24 protein-coding genes are annotated in these 21,329 nt (G+C 62.8%); 4 read left to right on the top strand and 20 right to left on the bottom strand.

Annotated features, from left to right (window positions below; translation table 11 throughout):
- Positions 1 to 55: 55 nt before the first annotated feature.
- Positions 56 to 568 (top strand): cytochrome b, encoded by a 513-nt coding sequence (locus ACM6I7_RS18320; protein WP_027611321.1) that lies wholly within the window; start codon positions 56 to 58, stop codon positions 566 to 568.
- Position 569: 1 nt separating this feature from the next.
- Here ACM6I7_RS18320 and ACM6I7_RS18315 read toward each other — a convergent pair whose 3' ends face one another.
- Positions 570 to 1,787 carry an MFS transporter gene (locus ACM6I7_RS18315; RefSeq protein WP_414889039.1) on the bottom strand — a complete coding sequence of 406 codons (1,218 nt, stop codon included), beginning with the start codon at positions 1,785 to 1,787 and terminating at the stop codon, positions 570 to 572.
- 178 nt (positions 1,788 to 1,965) lie between these two features.
- Between ACM6I7_RS18315 and ACM6I7_RS18310 the strand changes: the two genes are divergently transcribed.
- The gene (locus ACM6I7_RS18310; RefSeq protein WP_414888993.1) at positions 1,966 to 2,868 is read left to right on the top strand and encodes a LysR substrate-binding domain-containing protein; all 903 of its coding nucleotides are present in this window, start codon (positions 1,966 to 1,968) and stop codon (positions 2,866 to 2,868) included.
- 103 nt (positions 2,869 to 2,971) lie between these two features.
- Here ACM6I7_RS18310 and ACM6I7_RS18305 read toward each other — a convergent pair whose 3' ends face one another.
- Complete coding sequence (locus tag ACM6I7_RS18305) at positions 2,972 to 3,409, bottom strand: hypothetical protein (protein ID WP_027611324.1); 438 nt, start codon at positions 3,407 to 3,409, stop codon at positions 2,972 to 2,974.
- 117 nt (positions 3,410 to 3,526) lie between these two features.
- Between ACM6I7_RS18305 and ACM6I7_RS18300 the strand changes: the two genes are divergently transcribed.
- A complete protein-coding gene (locus ACM6I7_RS18300) occupies positions 3,527 to 3,832 on the top strand; it encodes a type II toxin-antitoxin system RelE/ParE family toxin (RefSeq protein WP_041074898.1) in 306 nt (101 codons plus the stop codon).
- Entirely contained in the window at positions 3,829 to 4,116 is a 288-nt protein-coding gene (locus ACM6I7_RS18295; protein ID WP_007943750.1) for an addiction module antidote protein, read from the top strand. Before ACM6I7_RS18300 ends, ACM6I7_RS18295 begins: the two co-directional genes overlap by 4 nt.
- A gap of 57 nt (positions 4,117 to 4,173) precedes the next feature.
- Here the strand turns inward: ACM6I7_RS18295 and ACM6I7_RS18290 are convergent, their stop codons facing one another.
- Genes ACM6I7_RS18290 through ACM6I7_RS18205 form a run of 18 tightly spaced genes read right to left on the bottom strand, consistent with a single transcriptional unit; the run spans position 4,174 to position 21,324 of the window.
- Complete coding sequence (locus ACM6I7_RS18290; RefSeq protein WP_027611326.1) at positions 4,174 to 4,977, bottom strand: hypothetical protein; 804 nt, start codon at positions 4,975 to 4,977, stop codon at positions 4,174 to 4,176.
- A gap of 25 nt (positions 4,978 to 5,002) precedes the next feature.
- Positions 5,003 to 6,229 (bottom strand): beta-ketoacyl-ACP synthase, encoded by a 1,227-nt coding sequence (locus tag ACM6I7_RS18285; protein WP_103368718.1) that lies wholly within the window; start codon positions 6,227 to 6,229, stop codon positions 5,003 to 5,005.
- Positions 6,229 to 6,957 carry a 3-oxoacyl-ACP reductase FabG gene (gene fabG, locus ACM6I7_RS18280; protein ID WP_333989380.1) on the bottom strand — a complete coding sequence of 243 codons (729 nt, stop codon included), beginning with the start codon at positions 6,955 to 6,957 and terminating at the stop codon, positions 6,229 to 6,231. Before fabG ends, ACM6I7_RS18285 begins: the two co-directional genes overlap by 1 nt.
- Entirely contained in the window at positions 6,950 to 7,414 is a 465-nt protein-coding gene (locus tag ACM6I7_RS18275; RefSeq protein ID WP_414888992.1) for a hotdog family protein, read from the bottom strand. Before ACM6I7_RS18275 ends, fabG begins: the two co-directional genes overlap by 8 nt.
- On the bottom strand, positions 7,411 to 8,607 hold the full coding sequence (locus ACM6I7_RS18270) for a beta-ketoacyl-[acyl-carrier-protein] synthase family protein (RefSeq protein WP_097087032.1): 1,197 nt from the start codon (positions 8,605 to 8,607) through the stop codon (positions 7,411 to 7,413). Before ACM6I7_RS18270 ends, ACM6I7_RS18275 begins: the two co-directional genes overlap by 4 nt.
- Positions 8,604 to 9,200, bottom strand: a complete 597-nt coding sequence (locus tag ACM6I7_RS18265; protein ID WP_223849606.1) for a hypothetical protein — start codon at positions 9,198 to 9,200, stop codon at positions 8,604 to 8,606. The genes ACM6I7_RS18270 and ACM6I7_RS18265 overlap by 4 nt, the downstream gene beginning before the upstream one ends.
- On the bottom strand, positions 9,200 to 9,925 hold the full coding sequence (locus ACM6I7_RS18260; RefSeq protein WP_103368714.1) for a class I SAM-dependent methyltransferase: 726 nt from the start codon (positions 9,923 to 9,925) through the stop codon (positions 9,200 to 9,202). The genes ACM6I7_RS18265 and ACM6I7_RS18260 overlap by 1 nt, the downstream gene beginning before the upstream one ends.
- On the bottom strand, positions 9,922 to 11,169 hold the full coding sequence (locus tag ACM6I7_RS18255) for an NAD(P)/FAD-dependent oxidoreductase (RefSeq protein WP_183783767.1): 1,248 nt from the start codon (positions 11,167 to 11,169) through the stop codon (positions 9,922 to 9,924). Before ACM6I7_RS18255 ends, ACM6I7_RS18260 begins: the two co-directional genes overlap by 4 nt.
- Positions 11,156 to 12,319 carry a sodium:proton antiporter gene (locus ACM6I7_RS18250; RefSeq protein ID WP_414888991.1) on the bottom strand — a complete coding sequence of 388 codons (1,164 nt, stop codon included), beginning with the start codon at positions 12,317 to 12,319 and terminating at the stop codon, positions 11,156 to 11,158. Before ACM6I7_RS18250 ends, ACM6I7_RS18255 begins: the two co-directional genes overlap by 14 nt.
- Entirely contained in the window at positions 12,316 to 14,655 is a 2,340-nt protein-coding gene (locus ACM6I7_RS18245; RefSeq protein ID WP_414888990.1) for an MMPL family transporter, read from the bottom strand. Before ACM6I7_RS18245 ends, ACM6I7_RS18250 begins: the two co-directional genes overlap by 4 nt.
- Positions 14,639 to 15,241 carry an outer membrane lipoprotein carrier protein LolA gene (locus tag ACM6I7_RS18240; protein WP_096794707.1) on the bottom strand — a complete coding sequence of 201 codons (603 nt, stop codon included), beginning with the start codon at positions 15,239 to 15,241 and terminating at the stop codon, positions 14,639 to 14,641. The genes ACM6I7_RS18245 and ACM6I7_RS18240 overlap by 17 nt, the downstream gene beginning before the upstream one ends.
- Entirely contained in the window at positions 15,238 to 15,663 is a 426-nt protein-coding gene (locus ACM6I7_RS18235; RefSeq protein ID WP_414888989.1) for an acyl-CoA thioesterase, read from the bottom strand. The genes ACM6I7_RS18240 and ACM6I7_RS18235 overlap by 4 nt, the downstream gene beginning before the upstream one ends.
- Positions 15,656 to 17,200: an HAL/PAL/TAL family ammonia-lyase gene (locus tag ACM6I7_RS18230; RefSeq protein WP_414888988.1), complete on the bottom strand. Its 1,545-nt coding sequence runs from the start codon at positions 17,198 to 17,200 to the stop codon at positions 15,656 to 15,658. Before ACM6I7_RS18230 ends, ACM6I7_RS18235 begins: the two co-directional genes overlap by 8 nt.
- Complete coding sequence (locus ACM6I7_RS18225; RefSeq protein WP_414888987.1) at positions 17,181 to 18,128, bottom strand: glycosyl transferase; 948 nt, start codon at positions 18,126 to 18,128, stop codon at positions 17,181 to 17,183. The genes ACM6I7_RS18230 and ACM6I7_RS18225 overlap by 20 nt, the downstream gene beginning before the upstream one ends.
- A complete protein-coding gene (locus ACM6I7_RS18220) occupies positions 18,125 to 18,859 on the bottom strand; it encodes a glycosyltransferase family 2 protein (RefSeq protein ID WP_414888986.1) in 735 nt (244 codons plus the stop codon). The genes ACM6I7_RS18225 and ACM6I7_RS18220 overlap by 4 nt, the downstream gene beginning before the upstream one ends.
- On the bottom strand, positions 18,852 to 20,531 hold the full coding sequence (locus ACM6I7_RS18215; protein ID WP_414888985.1) for an AMP-binding protein: 1,680 nt from the start codon (positions 20,529 to 20,531) through the stop codon (positions 18,852 to 18,854). Before ACM6I7_RS18215 ends, ACM6I7_RS18220 begins: the two co-directional genes overlap by 8 nt.
- Positions 20,528 to 21,073 (bottom strand): membrane protein, encoded by a 546-nt coding sequence (locus ACM6I7_RS18210; RefSeq protein WP_027611342.1) that lies wholly within the window; start codon positions 21,071 to 21,073, stop codon positions 20,528 to 20,530. Before ACM6I7_RS18210 ends, ACM6I7_RS18215 begins: the two co-directional genes overlap by 4 nt.
- Positions 21,070 to 21,324, bottom strand: a complete 255-nt coding sequence (locus ACM6I7_RS18205) for an acyl carrier protein (RefSeq protein WP_003220947.1) — start codon at positions 21,322 to 21,324, stop codon at positions 21,070 to 21,072. The genes ACM6I7_RS18210 and ACM6I7_RS18205 overlap by 4 nt, the downstream gene beginning before the upstream one ends.
- Positions 21,325 to 21,329 lie beyond the last annotated feature (5 nt).

Below are 21,329 nucleotides of genomic sequence, written 5' to 3'. Positions count from 1 at the left end.
ACGTTGATAATTAAGAGCCTTGTAATTGCGCCACTTGTTTATCAGGATGGTTGCAATGAAAAGGGTTGGATATTCGCGTCTCCAGATTGCTTTGCACTGGATATCTGCGGCAGTAATTTTATGGGCTCTGTTGTCTGGCTTCTATGTGTCAGTCATTAAAGTTGCAGCGGAAACAAAATCGATAGTCGGATTTATAAATGTTTCGGTGACGGCTTTATTTATTCCGATATTTATACTGAGATTGTATGTTTCTGTCAGAGGCTCTCACACCACTTGCGAGGTGGACAGGACCTTTGTGGAGCGTCTGGCGAGTTGGATGCATAAGTCTATTTATCTGATGACGGCGGTTGTCTTGCTCACAGGAATATTAATGATGGATCGACCGATCAATATATTTGATCTGGTTCTTATTCCGGCGCCGCTGAACGATCTACAGTGGATTGATCGGTTTTTCGTCATCCATGTTTGGGCGTGCGTGATGTTACTGGTTCAAGTAGCGCTACACATCGCAGCCGTTATCAAACACGAAATGTGTGGGCGCCGAATCCTGAAAAAAATGGTGTTCTGACTCAAGCGGGAGCGCTGCCACCGAGGGGCGGCAACTTCGCCAGTTTCAACGCCACCAACAGCGCGATCATCAACAGGGCGCCAATAAACAGGCCGATGCCATTCCACCCGCCGAGATGCCAGAACACCCCGCCAGCCGTGCCGGCAATACTCGACCCGGCGTAATAGCTGAACAAATACAACGACGACGCCTGGCCCTTGGCCTTGGTCGCACGCCGGCCGATCCAGCTGCTCGCCACCGAGTGCGCGCCGAAGAAGCCGAAGGTGAAGATCAGCATGCCGACGATCACCAGCAACAGCGGCGTAAACATCGTGAGCGCAAGGCCGGCGAACATCAGCGCGATGGTTGCCCACAGCACTTTGCGCCGCCCCAGTTTGTCCGCCAGTGAACCGATCTTCGCCGAGCTGTAGATGCCCGACAGGTACACCACCGACAGCAAACCGACGAACACCTGATCGAGGTTGTACGGCGCGGCCAGCAGGCGATAACCGATGTAGTTGAACAGAGTGACGAAGGCGCCCATCAGCACGAACGCTTCAAGAAACAGCAGCGGCAGGCCGGCGTCGCGAAAGTGCATGGTGAAGCCATCGAGCAGGCTGCGTGGGTGCAGCGAGCGTGAGCGGAAGTTGCGCGATTCGGGGAGGATTTTCCAGAATACTGCCGCCGCAACCAATGCCAGACCGCCGATTACCAGCATTGCCGTGTGCCAACTGACAAAGTCGATCAACACCCCGGTGATCAACCTCCCGCTCATCCCGCCAATCGCGTTGCCGCCGATGTACAGGCCCATCGCCAGACCGATGTGCTGCGGATGGATTTCCTCACTCAGGTAAGTCATTGCCACGGCCGCCAGGCCGCTCAACGACAGCCCGATCAGCGCGCGCATGATCAGCACGCCCTGCCAGCTCGGCATCATCGAGCTGGCGATGGTGCACAGCGCGGCGGCGAACAGCGCTGCGACCATCACCGGTTTGCGTCCGACCCGGTCGGAGATCGGCCCGGTGATCAACAGCCCGACGGCCAGCATGCCAGTCGCCACCGACAGAATCAGGCTGCTCTGCGCCGCGTTGATTCCATACTCGTGGGACAGCAGCGGCATCATCGGCTGCACGCAATACAGCAAAGCGAAGGTCGCGAAGCCGCCGCTGAACAGCGCCAGTACCGTGCGCATGAACATCGGCGTGCCTTTTTCGATGTAGATCTCCTGCAGCTCGGCGATGACATCGTCCGCCGCGGCAGGCGGAACTTCATGGGCAAGAGGGGCGGTGGCGGTTTTCACATCAGACCTCGGAGGGCACGGCCAGGCAGGCAATGAAAAAATCATATAGCTGGCTAATGTTTCTATCCAATATATTGTTCGACCTGTTTGATAGCTTTAACGACCTAATGGGGTTTCCATGGAATTGCGTCATCTGCGCTACTTCATCGCCGTCGCCGAAGAACTGCATTTCGGCCGCGCTGCACAGGTACTGGGGATCTCTCAGCCACCGTTGAGTCAGCAGATTCAGGCGTTGGAGCAAGAGGTCGGCGCGCGGTTGTTCGAGCGCACCAATCGTCGGGTCGAACTGAGTGAGGCCGGCCGATTGTTTCTGCAGGAGGCGCGGCTGGTGCTGGCGCAGGTCGACAAAGCCGCGGATGTCGCCCGGCGTGCGCAACTCGGCGAGCTCGGCGAATTGAAGATTGGCTTCACCTCGTCGGCGCCGTTCAACTCGACCATTCCCCAGGCGATTTTTTCTTTTCGCCAGCGTTTCCCGGCAGTGCACCTGAACCTGCGGGAGATGAGCAGCACCATGGTCGCGGATGCGCTGGTGGATGAGTCGATCGAAGTCGGGATCATGCGCCCGCTGGGCCTGCCGGATTCGCTCAGTGTGGTGGAGCTGATGCGTGAGCCGCTGGTGGCGGTGCTCGGCTCCAAACATCCGTTGGCGCAGGGCAGCGAGGAAGGCTTGTTCCTCTCGGCGCTGGCGCTGGAGCCGTTCGTGTTCTTTCCACGCAGCTACGGCAGCGGGCTGTATGCGCAACTGCTCAGTCTGGCCCGCGATGCCGGATTCAGCCCGCACTTCGCCCAGGAGGCCGGTGAGGCGATGACCATCATCGGACTGGTCGCAGCGGGGCTGGGGGTTTCGGTGTTGCCGGCGTCGTATCAGCGGATGCGCATTGACGGTGTGGTCTATCGACCACTGCTCGATCCGGAGGCGGTGTCGGCGGTGTGGCTGGTGCAGCGCAAGGATCAGAAATCGCCGATGGCCAAGGCGTTTGTCGAACTGCTTACACGCAAGGTTGAGCCTTCATCAGTGTGATGCCTGCCGGCCTCTTCGCGAGCAAGCCCGCTCCCACCCTGGAATACGTTCTCCTGTGGGAGCGGGCTTGCTCGCGAAGGCGCCCGCCCAAACACCACACCTCTCAGGGCAACCGCACCAGATCCCCCTTCAACGCCACCCGTGTCACAAACACTCCCGCACGGCACTCATAGGTATTCAAATCCTTGCGCACATGCTGGTCGTAATAACTGACGATATTGACCACCGCATTCGCCCCGACCCGTTTGGCATCGGCCTGCAACTTGATCAGGTTCGACTGCAGCACCCACTCGCAGGAGTCGTGATCGCTCTTGTTGAAACCGTTGGTGCGCAAATCACTGACCACATCCCGGCGTAACAACTGCTGCGTGCCCTGCGGCCCGTTGCCGATCAGATAGAACTTCACACTGCCATCCAGCCGCCCGGCGCGGATCGCATCCGAGAGCACGGTTTCGAACGGCATGTACATCAGGTTGGTGGCGTGGCTGGCGATGGGCAATAGCCCGAGGAGTGCGGCGGCGATCAGGGCTTTCACTTGCATGGTCATCTCCTTGACTTTGCGAGTCAGCATTCAACGATTTAACGAGTGTAGACACCGTACGTCGGTGCAGAAAAAACCATCTGGAACATGTGTAGCTCAAGGGCTACACTTCCGAGCATGCCCGAGATTATTCGAAGTTCAACATTCTCCAGCTGGCTTTTGAAGCTGGCTGACAGCCGCGCCAGGATGCGTATTCAGGTGCGCATTGATCGTATGGCCGATGGGAATTTTGGTGATGTCAAAGCCGTCGGTGAGGGGCTCAGCGAAGTCAGAATTGACTATGGCCCCGGATATCGAGTCTATTTCATGCAACAAGGTCGGCAAGTGGTCATCCTCCTTTGTGGCGGAGACAAGAGCAGCCAACCCCGAGATATCAAGCAAGCCAGGCTCATCGCGGAGTCTTGGCAGGAGCAAAACCCATGACCGAACAATTCACTCGTTGGGACTCAGCCGAGTACCTCAAGACAGAAGAGGACATGGCCAATTATCTGGATGCCTGCATGGAGGAGGCTGGAGATGATCCTGCCTTTATCGCCAAGGCACTGGGCACCATTGCGAGAGCGCGAGGCATGACCCAAGTCGCACGTGACGCCGGGCTGTCTCGAGAAAGTCTCTACCGTGCACTGTCAGGTGAAGGAAATCCTGAGTTTGGAACGATTCTGAAAGTGGTAAAGGCGTTGGGCTTGAAGTTACATGCCAGCACTTGAGCTGAACAGAATAGCAAAGGGCGCCGCAAGGCGCCCTTTGTCGTTTCTACAGTTCAATCAATCAACGTGCGCCAAATCCCCACGCAACGCCACGCTCGACACCACCAGGCCGGCGCGGCACTGGAATTTCTCGGTGTCTTTGTACAGGTCGCGCTGGTCGACGCTGGCGATGTTGATCACGGCGTTGGCGTCGGCTTTTTTCGCGGCGTTCTGCAGGGTGGCGAGGGCCGACTGCAGCGCCCAGAAGCAGGCGTCGGCGTCGGATTTGTTCGAGCCGTTGGTTTTGCGGCTGCTGCTCACGGTGTCGAGTTTGCGCACCTGTTTTGGCAGGGTTTCGCCGGCCAGGTAGAACTTCACGCTGCCGTCGAGCAGGCCGGCGTCGGTGGCGCGTTTGACGCCCTCGCGAAAGCTCAGGTAGGTCGGTTCGTCGGCGCCTTGCTTGACGATGCCCAAGTCGTTGACGAACTCGATGTCCGGGTTGATCGACAGTTCCTTGAGCACGTTGTCGCGCAGGCGGTTGACCCAGCGATTGTAGTTGCCGTGGATCTTGCCGTCCTTGGCGTCGAGGCCGTAGCTGCTGCGGTAGTCAATTTCAAACGAGGTCGGGCTGAACGGGATGTCGACTTCGGCGTGATGACGGCCGCGTACGGTAATCGCCGCTTTGATCATGCCCGGGCGCACCGACTGCACCACCCACTGGCGATCATTGAGCGCGGTGACGATGGCGCGGCTCATCTGTTGCTGGGTGAAGCCGAGGTTGGGCGAGAACTCTTCCTTGGCGTTGTAAACCGGTTTGCTGGTGCAACCGCCGAGCACAAAGGCCAGGGCCAGCAGGGCGGCGATGCGGTGAAACTGAGTCATTCCCTTCACTCCAAACGTGTTGCGGTCAGTGCCAGCGGCGGAAAATCAACGAGGTGTTGACGCCACCAAAAGCGAAATTGTTGTTCATCACGTACTCGTGATGCATCTGGCGGAATTCGCCGCGCAGGTAATCGAGCTTGCCGCAGTGCGGGTCGACCTCGTCGAGGTTGAGCGTGTGCGTGTACAGGTCGCGATTGAGCATTTCGATGCTGAACCACGACTCCAGCGCGCCGCAGGCCCCCAGCGTGTGGCCGAGGAAACTCTTCTGGGAGCTGATCGGCATGTGTTCGCCGAACAGACTGCTGGTCGCCAGTGTTTCGGCAATGTCGCCCTGTTCTGTAGCCGTGCCGTGACCATTGACGTAACCGATGGCATCCGGCGTCAGCCCGGCGTCGTCCAGCGCCAGTTCCATGGCGCGGCGCATGGTGATCTGCTCGGGGCGAGTGGTGTGCTGGCCGTCGGCGTTGCTGCCGAAACCGACGATCTCGGCGTGGATCCGCGCACCGCGAGCCAGCGCATGCTCCAGCTCTTCGAGCACCAGCATGCCGCCGCCTTCGCCGATCACCAGACCATCGCGGCCCTTGTCGTACGGACGTGGGCTGGTCTGTGGCGCGTCGTTTTTCAGGCTGGTGGCGTATAGCGCGTCGAAGACCATGGCTTCGGTCGGGCACAGTTCTTCGGCACCGCCGGCGAGCATCAGCGGCAGCCGTCCGAACTTGATCGCTTCATACGCGTAGCCGATGCCCTGACTGCCGCTGGTGCAGGCGCTGGACGTCGGGATCAGGCGTCCGGTGAGGCCGAAAAAAATGCTGATGTTGGCCGCGGTGGTGTGCGGCATCATCCGCACGTAGGAGTTGGCGTTGAGCCCCTCGGCCACCGAGTTCAGCAGCATGTTGCCGAAGGCCTTGATCTCGTCGGTGCTGCCGGTGGACGAACCACACGCCACACCCATGCGTCCGTCCTTGATCGATTCGTCACCGAGCAGGCCGGCGTCAGCGAGCGCCTGTTCCGCCGCACCCACCGCCAGCCGTGACACCCGGCCCATGCTGCGCAGTTGCTTGCGGGTCCAGTGCGGCGGTACGACAAAATCATCGATCGGCCCGGCCAGGCGGGTGTTGAGTTCGCTGAAGCGGTCCCACTCGTCCATGCGGCGGATGCCGCTGCGGTTGGCCGCGAAGTTGCCGGCGATGGTCTGCCAGTCGCTGCCCAGCGAGGTGATGCCGGCCATGCCGGTGACGACAACGCGCTTCATCAGCACAGGCCTCCGTTGACCGCCAGGACCTGGCGGGTGATGTACGAGGCTTCCGCCGACATCAGGAAATTCACCGCAGCAGCGACCTCTTCCGGGGTGCCCATGCGTTGTGCGGGGATCATTTTCATCAGCTCTTCCACCGGCACGTTTTCGTCGAGCATCGCCGTGTCGATCAGGCCCGGCGCGACGCAATTAACCGTGATTTTGCGCTTGCCCAGTTCAATCGCCAACGCTTTCGCCGCACCGATCACCCCGGCCTTGGAGGCGCTGTAGTTGACCTGGCCACGGTTGCCGATCAAACCCGACACCGAAGTGATGCAGACGATCCGACCGGCGGCGCGGCGGCGGATCATCGGCATCATCACCGGGTGCAGGACGTTGTAGAAACCGTCGAGATTGGTGCGCAGCACCACGTCCCAATCGTCATCGCTCAGCGCCGGAAAAGCGCCATCGCGGGTCAGGCCGGCGTTGAGCACCACGCCGTAATAGGCACCGTGGGTTTCGACGTCGGCTTCGAGAATGGTTTTGCAGGCTTCGCGGTCGGCGACGTCGAATTGCAGGATGCGCGCGTGACGGCCCAGCGCTTCGACTTCGACTTTCACGGCCTTGGCTTCAGCCACGCCGCTGCGGCAATGCAGGACGATGTCATGCCCGGCCTGCGCCAGACGCAAGGCAATGGCGCGGCCGATGCCACGGCTGGAGCCGGTGACCAGTACGGATTCAGTCATCGTTCGCCTCTCTGTTTTGTTCAAGGTATTGGCTGGGCTGCGGCGGGCGGAACACGTTCAGGCGGGCGCTGGCCTCGATGCCGGGGGCATTGATGTGGCATTCGAAAACCCCCATGCCGTTGTCGTCTTCCAGCGAGCGGATGCCATGGATGGTCAGTTCGCTGCCGGCCGGAAACGCCTCGACGTTGCACTCGAATTTACGCGTGCCGAGGAGGAAACCCAGCTCCACCGGATTGCCCTTCTGCCGCGCGTGGCAACCGGCGAAGGCGGCGACGCTCTGCGCCATCAACTCGATGCCGACCCACGCCGGCAGGCTGCCGTCAGGCAGATTGAACAAGCCGTCGGGCTTGACGGTGAGGCGGGTGTGGATCTGTTCCTCGTCGAAGCTGAGGATGCGGTCGAGCAGAATCATGTCGCCAGCGTGGGGCAGCAGTTCGGCGAGCGGCCAGTCGTTCATGGGGCGTCTCCGATAATCAGGCTGACGTTGTTGCCGCCGAAAGCAAACGAGTTGCTCATCAGGTAGCGGGGTGCAATGGACGACAGGCGCTCGCTCGTGGTCACCCACTTCAGCGCCGGCAACTCGGGGTCGGGCTGAGCGTCCCAGACGTGCGGCGGCAAGGCTTGCTGCGGGTTGTCGGCGCTCAGGCTCAGCCAGCAGAACGCTGCTTCCAGCGCACCGGCAGCACCGAGGGTGTGGCCGGTCATCGGCTTGGTCGACGAGCAGGCCACGCCGCCCGGGAACAGCGTGGCGACCGCCAGACTTTCCATCGCATCGTTGTGCTGGGTCGCGGTGCCGTGCAGGTTCAGGTAGCTGATTTGCGCCGCTTGCAGCTGTGCGCGGCTCAAGGCTTTCTGCATTGCTTGCAGGGCGCCGCGGCCGCTCGGTTCCGGCGCGGAAATATGGTGCGCGTCGGAGCTGGCACCGCTGGCGAGCAGGGCAATGGCCGGGCCGTCGCCGCGTTGCTTGCTCATCAGGAACAGCACCGCCGCTTCGCCGATGTTGATGCCGTTGCGGTTGGCCGAGAACGGATTGCAGCGCTCGTCGGACACCGCTTCCAGCGCGCTGAAACCGTTGAGCGTGAGTTTGCACAGGCTGTCGACCCCGCCGCACAGCACCGCGTCGCACAGGCCCAGATCGAGCAAGCGCTGCGCGCTCATCAATGCCCGCGCACTGGACGTGCAGGCGGTGGAAATCACGTAGGCCGGGCCGCTGAGTTGCAGCCAGTCGGCGAGAAAATTCGCCGGGGCGCCGAGTTCCTGTTGCCGATAGTCGTACTCGGCCGGGAACTGCTGCTCACGAAGGTAGTGCGCCAACCCGCGACTGGCTTCGTCGATCCCCGAGGTGCTGGTGCCGAGCACCACGCCGATGCGCGCGCGACCATAGGTCTGGATCGCCCGATCGATGTCCTCGCGAATCTGCAGTGCGGCTTCCAGCAGCAGTTGATTGTTGCGGCTGCTCTGGTCGGCCAGTTCGGCCGGAATCGCCGCCAGTTCACCGTGCACCGCCGCCACCGGCAACTCACGCCCGGCCACCCAGCCGGACTCGCGGCGCATGCCCGAGCAGTCACCGGCAAACAGGTTGTGCGCGACCTGGTGCTTGTCGCGACCCAGCGCGCAGATCACGCCGAGGGCATTGAGGTAGGCAGTCATGGCGTCGGTTCACCGAGGGGAGAAACCCGATAGTGCGGGCCTTGGGGCAGATTCAATTCGAAGCTCAACGGTTGTGCATAACGGACCGCCCAGCGCGGCGCCAGCGTGCGTTGCTCGCCCTGCTGCTGCGCGGCGGGGTAATTGCGCGCCAGTTCGCCGGAGGGGGTCAGGGCGAACAGCAACGCGGCGAAAAGCTCCCGGGCTTCCGGGTTGGGCGGCAATAGCCCGTCGGCCTGCCAGCGACCGTCGATCAGTTGTTGACGCGCCTGGGGGATGCCCAGCGGGTCCATCATCGACCAGCGGATGCCGGGGCCTTCGCGCTGGATCACCAACAGCCAGTCCTGACGCTGATCGGCCTGTTGGCGCTCGATGTGCAGTTGCAGCGGTAACGGCAGCGTCGGGTTGCTCGCGGGCAGCGGGGCCTGGCTGGCACAACCACTCAACAGAAGCATCATGCTGACCACAAAAAGTCGCCACAACTCGGACACTGTGGGAGCGAGCCTGCTCGCGAAGACGCCGGCACATTCAACAAAGAGGCTGGCTGACCCACCGCTTTCGCGAGCAGGCTCGCTCCCACAGGTTAAGTGTTGCATCAGGAAGCCTCTGCGAGTGGTTTTCGGGCAACAACGTTGACCAACGTTTCCTCACGCTCGCCAAACGGCTTCGGCCGGCGCAATCCAAACCGCTCCAGCAGTCCGAAATCCTGCGACCGGCTCCACCACAAATACGGGTACGAGACATTGCGTTCGCCAAACTCGAAACCCTGCTGGCGAATCATTTCCAGGTACTGCGCCGCGCTCTTCTGCACATGCATCGGATGGCGGAACAGCCAGCGAATCACCCAGGTATCAATGTAAGCCTCGGTGGACTCGGCGAACAGCAGATAACCACCCGGCTTCAGTACGCGGTAGAACTCGGCGAGGGCTTTTTCCTGTTCGACCAGATGATGAAAGGTCTGATGGCAGAACAGCAGGTCGACACTAGCGTCCGCCACGTTGAGCGTCGCGCAGTCACTGCCGATCAGCTCGACATCGAAACCCTGACGCGCCGCTTCTTCGGCGCTCAATTCAAGGCTATGCGGATCGGCATCGACACCGATCAAGCGCTGCGGGGCGAAGGTCTGGCGCAGATGGCGGAACGACTTGCCCTGACCACAACCGGCATCCAGCAGCACCGGATTGGCCGGCAGCGACTCGCTGAACAGCCCGCGCAAATCGTTGATCGCCACGCGCAACACGTGGTGCTGCCAGGTGTGGCTGCGCAGGAACCAGAAACCGAAGCGGGTTTCCTCGACGTAGCTGTCGCTCAAGTAATTCATGGGGCGTCCTTTGCACAGAGTTCGGAAATCATCTTCAACCGGCGGCGCGCTTCGCTGACGAACGGGTTGCGTTCATCCCAGGCATAACCGGCGAGGATCGAGCAGATCATTCGGCGAATCTCCGCCTGACTGTCTTGATAAAAAATCACGTCCTGAAAGGTGCCGGCATACCAGCCTTCGACGTAGCAGCGGAAGGTGTCGACCCCACGTTTGAGCGGTTCGGCGAACTCGCGCTGCCAATCGACGGTTTCGCCCTGCAACTGCCGGTGCAGGACGGCGGCGGCCATGCTCGCCGAACGCATGGCGATGGTCACGCCGGAGGAGAACACCGGGTCGAGAAATTCCGCGGCGTTGCCGAGCAGGGCGAAGCCGGGGCCATGCAGGGTTTTCACATTCGCCGCATAACCACCGAGGGTGCGCGCCGGAGTGTCCCACACCGCGTTGTTCAGCACGCCGGCGAGGCTTGGGGTTTCGGCGATGAAGCCGCGCAGGCAGGCGTCCAGATCGCTGTCGCGACCCTTGAAGTGTTCGGCGGCAGCCACCACGCCCACCGAGCAGCGCCCGTTGCTGAACGGGATCGTCCAGAACCAGATGTCGCGGTGCTCGGGGTGGGTGGTGACGAGGATCTTCTCGCGGTCGAAGGCCGGGTTGTCGATGTGATCTTCAACGTGGGTGAACACCGCCTGGCGCACCGGGAAATTCGATGGCGCTTCCAGATCGAGCAAACGCGACAGCACGCGCCCGTAGCCGCTGGCGTCAAGTACGAAATCCGCTTCGACGCGGTACTCGCTGCCGTCTTCGCGTAGCACGTCGAGCTGCGGTTTGGCCCGGTCGAAATCAACGCGGACGATGGCATCGCCGTAACGGATCTCGGCACCTTGCAGTGCAGCCTGATCGGCCAGCAGCTTGTCGAAATCGGCGCGCTGCACCTGGAACGTGGTGGGTTTACCTGCGGTGAAGGTGTCGCTGAAATCGAAGGCGCTGTAGCGCTCGCCCCAAGCGAACGCAGCACCGGTCTTGCGCTGGAAGCCGGCGGCGTTGACGGCGTCGAGCATGCCGGCTTCTTCGACGAAGTCCAGGCAATGGCTGAGCAGGCTTTCACCAATGGAAAACCTCGGGAAGTGCTGGCGCTCGAGCACCAGCACATCGTGGCCCTTGCGCGTGAGCAGCGCAGCGGCGATGGCGCCGGACGGGCCGGCACCAATGATCACTACCTGACGACGTTGCATTTCAACGGTTGGCACGTGAACTCCCGGGCGCAGTGGCGGTGGTTTTCAGGGGCGCGCGGTGCAGGCCGATCAGGGCCGGCAACAGCGTCGCGATCAGGCCCATCAGCATCAGCGCGAAGTACAGCGCCGGGCTGATCAGCTGTTGTTGCAGCAACAGGTTGAGAAAGACGATTTCACTCAGGCCACGAATATTCAGCAGCACGCTTTCACGCCAGCGGCTGGCGCCTTTGAACGACGCACCGGCCCAGCCCAGGCCCAGCCAGTTGCCGAGCAGTTTACTGGCAATCGGCAACAGCAGCAGCGCCGCCCATTGCACCGCGCCGAGGCTGGCGAGGGCGCTGTGCACGTCAATCTGCACGATACCGAAGGTGAGGATCAGCGGGATCGCGATCCATGTCTGCAAACGGCTCATCCACCGCGCCGGCAATGGCAGCACCAGCGGCACTTTCAGCAAGGCCATGCACAGCAGATAACCGATGCCGAAAATCAGTGCGTTGAGTTTGTAGTGCTCGGCCAGCACCAGCAGCGCAAAGAAACCGAGGCTGTAGGTCAGCGGCCGACGCACGCGCAACAGATGCAACAGCAGCGGCACGCAGGCCAGTCCCAGCGGCAGCAACAGACTGCTCAGATGCAGACTGCCCTGAGCGAGACCGAACAGCGTCCAGCAGGTCAGGTCGATGAGGATTGCGGTCTGCACCAGACGCCGGGTGGCGGCGGGCGGGTAGTCGATGTGACGCAAATACAGATACAAAACCGGAATCGCGGTGATCGCGAACACCAGCCCAATAGCCAGCGAGTTCAGCCACGGTTGCGCCGGCAGCAGCCAGCAGGCGGCGGCCAGACCGCAGGCGAACGGCACGGCAAAGCTCGGCACGGCGATTTTCACGCTCTGGCGGTCCAGACGCAGGTCGATCACATCACTGAGAATGTGCCCGAGCAACAGCGCGAAACTCAGGCTGTAGAGGTCTTTCAGCCACACCGGCGCAATCAGTTCGGCACCGCTGAGCTGCCAGCCCGGTTCGATCCAGAAATACATCAGCAGCGGCAAACCGAAGCTGGCCAGCAGCAACTGGCTGACGATCGGGATCAAGCCGAAATGCCGACCGATACGGGTCGCCACAGCAAACAGCGCCAAGGCCATCAGCCAGAAACCGACGACCATCACGCTGCCGGCTCCACGACGGCGGCGCGGTGGACGTGACGTCCGGCCCACGGCGCCAGAATGAAACTGAACGCCAGCCCCAGGCTTACCGCCAGGCCGAAGTTGCTCACCGCCGGCGTGCTCGACACCGCCAGCAGACCGAACGACAGCCAGGTCGTCAGCGCCGCCAGCAAGGTGCCCAGCAAGCTGACAGCCGCACCGCCGACCTGCTCACGCATGAGGATTGCGTAATCGACGCTGATCGCCGTTACCAGCAGCAGGCCGAACAGGCTGAACAGGGTCAGCGGCTGACCGAGCCAACCGAGGCTGGCAAGGCTGCACAGCGCTGCCAGCAGCGGCAGGGCGACGATGCGCAAGGCGCCACCGAAACCGAACGGCACGATCAGCACCAGCACGATCAACACGCAGGAGGCGAGTTTCAGTTCGGCGGCGCTGATCTGGGTCGCGGCGAACACGTTGTTCAATTCGCCGAGACGATCCACCAGCATCACCCCCGGCAAGTCCAGGGCTTGCACCCGCAGCAGTGACGGATTGTTCAGGCCTTGCAGGCTGGTCATCGCCGCCACGCCGTCAGCGGTCGGGCCGAGCCACAGCGTACGGTAAGGCTCGCCTAACGGCCCGGCCAGTGCCGCGTCGATGTCTTCGGCAGGCAGGTTCTGCAACTGCTGCAACTCGGTTTGCAACGCCGCGAGCGGTACGCCGAGCTCGAGCAGTGGCTGCCAGTATTGCGCCAGTTTGCTCAGTGCCTCGCGCACTTGCTGTTGCTGGCTCGGCGGGCTGAGCAGTTGATCGAGGGCCAGATAACCTTGCAGTTTGTCGAGGTTGACCAGTTGCTGCAGGCGTTCGCTTAACGCGGCCTGACGCTGCAGCAGTTGCTGCTGATTGGCGCCGCGCACGAGGAAGAACTGGCTGGTCGGCTGATAGCCAGTGATGCGCGCGATGGTCTGCGCTTCATCGGTCAGGCGTTGTGGCGCACCGACCCACTGGCGGATGTCGTTCTTGCTTTGCAGCTGCACCAGACCGCCAGCGCAGAACGCGATCAACAGCGCCAGCAGCACCGGGGTGCGCACGTGTTCGAGCAGGGTTTCGCGCAGTTGCACCAAGCGCTCGGCCAGGCGCAGCGGCCATTGCGCCGGTTGCAGCTCAACGTTGTTCAGCAGGGCCGGCAGCAGGCACACCGCCGACAGATAGGCACCGAGCAATCCTGCGGCAGAGAACACCGCGATTTGTGTCAGCGCCGGGAAGGGCGTCCAGGCCAGCGCCAGATAACCGATGGCGCTGGTGATCAGGCTCAGCGTCAGTCCGGAGAGTGTCAGGCGCAGCGCCGGCCAGCTGCGCCACGGCTTGAGGCTCCAGCTTTTCGACAGATAGTGCAGCGGGTAATCCACCGCCACGCCGATCAGGCTGGAACCGAGTACCAGGGTCATCACGTGCATGTGGCCGAACAGCGCCACGCAGGCCACCGCGCCGAACAGCATGCCCACCAGCACCGGCACGAACGCCAGCAGCACCCGCCAGCGGCGAAACGCCAACAGCAGCAACAACAGAATCCCGAGAGTGGCGCCGCCGCCGACCCAGGTCATTTCGCGGGTGGCTTGTTGCTGGCCGTTGGCGGCGTACAGCAGACCGCTGGCGGCCAACAGTTGCACGTCGGCTCTCGCCGCCTGCTCGCGACTGTGCTGCAGCAGATCAGCGACTTTCAGCGGCAGGTTCATGTCGAAGGCATTGCCGGTGGTGCGCGCGCGCAGCAGCACCCAGCTCTTGCCGTCGGCATCGGCGACCAGTGCGCCGCTGCCGATGTCCAGTTGCACCGCGCCGTGTTTCGGCTGGCTGTTCTGAATGCGTCCGGTCAGGCCCAGCCAGTCGTCCTGGCTCGGCACCAGGGTGAAACCGTTGAACGGGTCGAACAGTGCCTGCACCCGTTGCTGAATGAACGCGTCAGGGTGCTCGCTCAGCAGTTGCCGGTCATCCGCCGAGAGCATCGCCAGCCGCCCTTGCAGCAGTTGCGTACGCAGCGCCGGCAGATCCGCCTGCAGGTTCCACTGGACCTTTTCGAACAGACCGCTGGCCTGCCATTGCTCGCCCAAAGTCTGGGCCATGGCCACCGCTTGCTGGCGATCAGTGTGACCGACCAACACCAGCATTTCCCGATTGAGCGGCTCCTGCATGCGCTGTTCGGCGCGCAGTTCGAGGGCGTCAGGGTTGGTCCCGGGTACCAGCTCCATGAGGTTGGCCGACAGCGGCGCACCGTCGCGCCACTGCCACCCGGCCAGCGCGACGACCGCCAGCAGCAGGATCAGAAACAGCCACGGCAGCCTGCGCTCACTCGGCAAAGTCATGTTGCTCCGCTTCGCTCAACGGTTGACCGGAGGTGCTGTCCTGCATGCGCAGCACGGTGCTGTCGCCCTGGGTTTCCAGCAGTTCGATGGTCTGTACCAGCTCACCGCCGTCGATATTGATCTGATTGAACACTTGCTTGAGCAGCACCGAGCGCGGGGTCAGGGTGAGCTTCCACTGCTGTGCGTCGCCGCTCAGGGCCAGTTCGAAATCCCGTTGCAGACCGCTGCTGTCACCTTGCAGCACAGCGAGGAACAAACGGTTCTGTTCGGCCCCGGCGCTCTTGTTCGGCAGCAACTGCCAAGCGTTGCCGTCACGACGGGCGATGCCGTTGGCGGTGATGCGGTAATCCTGTTGCAGCGGGGTCTTGAGCAGCCAGAGCAGGCCGTGATTTTTCGCCAGGACGAAGTTGCCCTTGCTGATCAACGGTTGAGGCAGCGCGCGCAGATGTTTTTCCTGAATGAACTGGCCGTGGATCACTTCCGGTTTCGCCAGTTGCTCGCTGAGCTGTTGCAGGTCGAAGGCGTTGGCCAGCGTCGACACGGCGAGCAGCGCCATCGCGCCAAGGCATTTGCAGAACAGGTTCATCGCAGCATCCTTTCCACCGCATCGGTGAACACTTTGGGTGAGGCCAGTTGCATCTCGCGGCTGCTGATCTCGACCGCTACCTGCACCGAGCTGGCACGGGTCAGGCGTTCGCCGGTCTGCAGGTCGGTGATCAGATAATTGATCTTCAAGCGGTTCTCCCACTCCACCAGACTGGCGCGTACGTTCAAGCGCTGGCCAAACATCGCGCCACGCACATAACGCAGTTGCAGGTCGATGATCGGCCACGCGTAACCGGACTCGGACATCTGCGTGTAGTTGTGGCCGATCTGGTCGAGCAGCGCGCAGCGCGCCACTTCCAGGTATTTGACGTAATGCCCGTGCCAGACCACGTGCATGGTGTCGACGTCGAAAAACGGTACGAGGATTTCCGTGTCGGCGTGCAGCACTCCGGCGCTACGCATGCAGCCTCCAGTGTTGCTCGGCGATGCGTTGCAGGCACAGGCGCAGTTCGCCTTCCAGTGCACGGTCTTCGATGACCGGCGGGAAGTCCTTGGCCAGCTCTTCGTGCATGGCGGCCAGCGAAGGTGGCAGCGCCCGTGCGTCTTCATCGCGACCACGCAGCCAGACGCCCTGATTGGCCGCGAGCAACGTGGCGGCGGCGACCTGCTCGGTCAGCTCCAGCACGCGGATCGCGTCACGGGCGGCGATGGTGCCCATGCTCACCTTGTCCTGGTTGTGACACTCGGTGGAGCGCGAGAACACGCTGGCCGGCATGGTGTTTTTCAGCGCTTCGGCGGTCCAGGCACTGGTGCCGATCTGCACGGCCTTGAAGCCGTGGTTGATCATGGCGCGATCCGCCGGGGCGCCGGACAGGTTGCTCGGCAAGCCATGGTTGTAGCGCTCGTCGACCAGCAGCGCGAGCTGCCGGTCGAGCAGGTCGGCGACGTTGGCCACCAGATTTTTCAGGCTGTCCATGGCGAACGCGATGTGCCCGCCGTAGAAGTGCCCGCCGTGCAGCACGCGCTCGGCTTCGGCGTCGATGATCGGGTTGTCGTTGGCGCTGTTGAGTTCGGTCTCGATGAACGAACGCAACCAGTTCAGGCTGTCGGCCAGCACCCCGAGCACGTGTGGGGCGCAGCGCAGCGAGTAGCGATCCTGCAGACGATGCAGTGGCGCGGTCGGCGCGTCGATCGCCAGATCCTTGCGCAGCCATGCGGCGACTTGCATCTGCCCCGGATGCGGCTTGGCGGCGAACAGACGCTCGTCAAAGTGTTCCGGATTGCCTTGCAGCGCGACCACGTTGAGCGCGGTGATGCGCGTGGCCAGTTGCAGCAGATAGTCGGCGCGGGCGAAGGCGAGGCAGGCGAGGCCGGTCATCACCGCCGTGCCGTTCATCAAGGCCAGCGCTTCTTTCGGACGGAGCACCAATGGCGTCCAGCCGAGTTCGCGATGCACGTCGGCAGCCTGGCGACGCTCGCCACGGAACAGCACTTCGCGCTCGCCGGACAGGGTCGCGGCGACGTAGGACAGCGGCGTCAGATCGCCGCTGGCGCCGACCGAACCCTCTTCGGGGATCAGCGGCAGGATGTCGTGTTCGAGAAAGGCGTGCAGGCGCTCCAGCAGTTCGATGCGCACCCCGGACACGCCGTGGCACAGCGACTGCAAACGCGCCGCCAGCACGGCGCGGGTGGCTTGCGGGTCGAGCAGTTTGCCGAGGCCGCAACCGTGGAAGGTGTAGAGATGACGCGGCAATGCCTCGACGTGATGCAGCGGCACCGCGACCACGCAGGAGTCGCCGTAACCGGTGGTCACGCCGTAGATCACGCCTTCCTTGTCCAGCAGCGAATCGAGGAACCGTGCGCCCTTGGCGATACGCTCGCGGTAGGCGGCGTCGCTCTGCAACTGCACGGGCGCCTGACGGTTGGCCAGGGCCAGTACGTCTTCGATGCGCAAAGGGCGTTCGCCGAAGGTTACCGGCTCATGGGTTGGCGTCGTCATCGGTCTTCCAGAAAGGGTAAAAGTTGAACCATTGGTGCGGGGCTTCGAGGCAATAGTGACTCAGGCGCTGCGCATAGCGGGTGGCCCACTGATGAATGACCTGTTCACGCTCGCGGCGTGTCCACGTCACGCTCTCGGCAAACGGTTCAAGGGTCAGGCGATAGTGGCCGTCCGGTTGTTTCAGGCACATCAGCAGATTGACCGGGCATTTGAGCAAACCGGCCAGCAGCCACGGCCCCTGCGGGAACGGCGCGGGGTGGCCGAGAAAGTCCACGGTGACGCTGCGTCCGCCGTGCAACGGCACGCGGTCGCCGGCAATCGCCAGCCATTCGCCGCGCTCCAGGCGTTCGTGCAGTTGCAGCATGATCACCGGGTCCAGTTCGCTGACCTGGATCAGGCGCAGGTTGGTCGCCCCGGCCTCGCCCAGCAAGCGGTTGAACTGCTCGGCGTGCTTGGTGTGCACCAGCACGTTCATGGTGACCTTTTCGCCGATCTCCGCCAGTGCGCGGCATACCTCAAGGTTACCCAAGTGCGCGCCGACCAGCAGTTGCCCGCGACTGCCACGCAACTGATTGCGCAGCAGTGCCGGGTCGATGATTTCGATCTGCTCGATGCGGATCTTACCGTTCCACACGTCGAGCTTGTCGAGCAGCGAATCGGCGAACGCCATGAACTGGCGAAACACGCGCCAGTAACTCGGGCGCAATTCGGCGCGGTTGCTCCAGTCAGCCAGCCGTTGCTGGTATTGCCAGGCACTGTTGCGCGCGGTGCGGCCGAACAGGAAGAAGTACAGGACGATGCCGTACAGCAGCGGACTGAGCAGGCGTCGGCCAAGCACCTTGGCGGCGAACGCGGTGAATTTCATCAGCAGGAAGCTGCCGCGTTCTTCGCGATCGGCCCAGTGCTTCTTGTCGGTCTCGACGCTCATGTGCGCCACCGGCGCCAGAGGATGACGGGCAGGCGCAGCAGCATGCCGAAGAACAACCGGGTATGCATGCTGGAAATCAGCGCGTTGTCATGGAACAGACGGAAGTGCGAGACGCCGTCCAGCGGGTAATGCACGCTGGTCTGCAGCCAGCGCATCGGCTGGTTGCGCCACGCCAGACGCACGAGGATGTCAGAGTCGAAATCCATGCGCTTGCCGACCCGCGCCGAGTCGATCACCGCCAGCGTAGGAGTCAGCGGGTAGACGCGAAAGCCGCACATCGAATCGCGGATCTGCAACGACAGCGTATTGATCCAGACCATCACGTGGGTCAGATAACGTGCGTACAAGCGGCCCTTGGGCACGCTCTCGTCGAACAGCGGATAACCGCAGATCATCGCGTCCGGGTGGGTGCGGGATTCCTCGACGAAACGGGCGACATCGTGCAGGTCGTGCTGGCCGTCGGCGTCAACCTGCAGGGCATGGGTGAAGCCCAGACGCGCAGCTTCGCGCAGGCCGGTCATCACCGCGCCGCCCTTGCCCTGATTGAGGGTCAGGCGCACCAGATGCACGCTTTCGCGTTCGGCCAGCGCATCCAGCACTCGCGCGCAGGACGGGGTGCTGGCGTCGTCCACCAGAATGCACGGCAGGCCTTGGGCGAGCAGCGCGTCGACCACGGTGCCGATCGCGGTTTCATGGTTGTAGACCGGAATTACGGCGCAAGGGTTATGCATCGGCGGCTCCTAGCAGGATTCGTCCGCTGGAGCAGGTCGCGGTGTCGTTACGGTAGGCGAAATACAGTTTGCCGCGCTCGGGATCGAAACGCAGGTGCAGCTGGATTTCATCGCCCGGGCGCACCAGTTGCTGGAATTTCAGCACTTCCATGCCGGCAAATTTGCCGGCCAGGTTCAGCAGTTGTCGGCCAAGGTTCAGCGCCCATTCGACCTGTACCACACCGGGCAGCACCGGGGCCTTGGGGAAGTGGCCGCTGAAGTAGGCCAGGTCCGGCGGAACACTCAATTGCAGGCTCCACTCGCCGTCGGTTTCGACCTGCTCCAGCACTTCCGGGGCTTTCGGCCGTGGCGCCAGCAGCAGCGCTTCGATGTCGGCCTGCGGCAGCTTGCCCTGGCTGTTCAGCGGCAGTTGTCGCACCAGACGCCAGCGCCGGGGCAAGGCCAGGGCTTCGCAATGCTGGCTCAGGTGTTTGCGCAGGGCTTCGGTCAGGCTGCGACGACCGTGTTCGCACAAGACAAACAGGCCGGCGTCGCTGAGCACCAGCAAGGCGCCAAGTACCGCGCGGTTTTCCTGAACCACGCCCAGCCGTGCTTCGGCGACCCACTCGTGGGCGACCAGTGCCTGTTCGAGCATCGGCAGGGAGATGCGCTTCTCTTCGAGTTTGACGATCCGGTCCAGCCGCCCGAGCAGTTCGAAACGCCCGTCGGCGGCAATGCGCGCGGCATCGGCGGTGTGCTCGACATGCCCGGCTGGCAGGTAGGGCGAGGCGATCAGCAGGGCGCCGTCGCTGTCCTGACTCAGTTCAACCCCGGCGAAGGGCTGCCACAGGCTGGCGCCCTGACGCCAGGCGATGCCGCCGGTTTCCGAGCTGCCGAGGATTTCGGTCGGCCACTGTTGCAGGCGTTGCTGCAGGCTCTGCGCCGCGTCTGCGGGTAAAGCGCCGCCGGAGGAAAACACTTGGCGCACGGAGCTCAGGGCCGGCCAGTCGAGGTTATCGCCCATGCGCTTGAGCAATGCCGGGCTGCCGACCCAGGCGAAGGCCGGGTGTTCGCGGCTGGCGCGCTGCAGGTCTTCCGGAAACGCCAGTTGCCTGCGCACGAACGGGCGTCCGGCGCACAGCGGCCACAGCACCCGGAACAACAAACCGTAGATGTGCTGGGTGGCGACGCTGCCGATGATCCAGGCTTCTCCCAGATCCGCGCCCCACAGTTGCTCCAGTGCTTCGACCTCGTTGGCCAGTTGGCGCAGGGTCTTGTCGATACGCTTGGGCTCGCCGCTGGAGCCGGAGGTGCACAGGCTCAGGCGGCACTGCTCGAGGTCGAGTTCAGCACCGGGCAGGGCCGGCTGCAGCAGATCGCTCAAGTGAACATCCGCGCTGTGATCGGTCAGCCATAGATCGACTTCATTCGACCAGCGCTGGCGGGTCTGCGCTTGCAGGTCAGCGGGCAGCAATACACTGACACCCGCACGCCAGGCCCCGAGCAGGGCGATGGCGAGGTCGGCGGCATCTTCCAGATGCACCGCCATGCGCTGCACGCCGCGTGCCTGCAGGCCGGCGGCAACGCTCAGCGCCTGCTCGCGCAGTTGCGTGTGGTCGAGCGCCGGGGCGGCGCTGATCGCGCGCTCCGGCAGGGCCTTGAGCAACAGTTGCTCAAGTTTTATCCAGTTCATTTACGGCCTCTTACCCGTTGTCGTATCAGCCATTCAATGGCAAACATCAGGCCGATCAATCCGTAGGAGATCAGGCCGGTGTACAACATCCACCAATGCAGCGGCGCCCACAGGGTCAGGAGCGCGGCGCACAAACCGTTGCAGAAGAAAAACACGCTCCAGGCCACCGTGACCTGGCGGGTGTAGCGGATCGCTTCGGGCGGCAATTGCGGCTCGCGCAATCGCGCCAGACGCTCGACCATCGGCGGCCCGTATTTCAGGCTCAGGCTGAACAGCACCAGCATGAAGCCGCTGATCAGCACCGGATACCAGCGCAGCAACAGCGGACTGTCGAACAGCGCCAGCAGCAGGCAGAACACGATCGCTACGCAGGCCATCCAGCGGCTGCCGGGTTTGCGCTCGCCGGTCAGCGCGCGCGCCAGCCACAGCCCGCCCAGCAGCAGTCCGAACTGCCACGGGGCGAAATGCTCCATGCCGAAATACACCGCAAAGGGGTACAGCAGCCCCGCCAGCAGCAGGCCGAGGCCGATCAATCGGCTCATGCGGCCGGTTGAACCAGACGGTAGACCGCCTCGACCACGTCACCGACGGTGCGCACCGATTTGAATTCTTCGGCGGCGATTTTCTTGCCGGTCTGGCGTTTGATGTGATCGATCAGGTCGACCGCGTCGATGCTGTCGATCTCCAGATCCTGATACAGGTTGGACTCCAGGCTGATCCGCGCCGGATCCAGTTCGAACAGCTCGACCAAGGCATCGCGCAGGGTGTTGAAAATGTCGTCACGAGTTTGCATGGTCC

Source organism: Pseudomonas sp. IT-93MI4 (assembly GCF_949767635.1).
Classification (GTDB): domain Bacteria; phylum Pseudomonadota; class Gammaproteobacteria; order Pseudomonadales; family Pseudomonadaceae; genus Aquipseudomonas; species Aquipseudomonas putida_A.
Note: the sequence above shows the minus strand (reverse complement) of the source record. Positions and strands in the feature narration are given on the sequence as shown.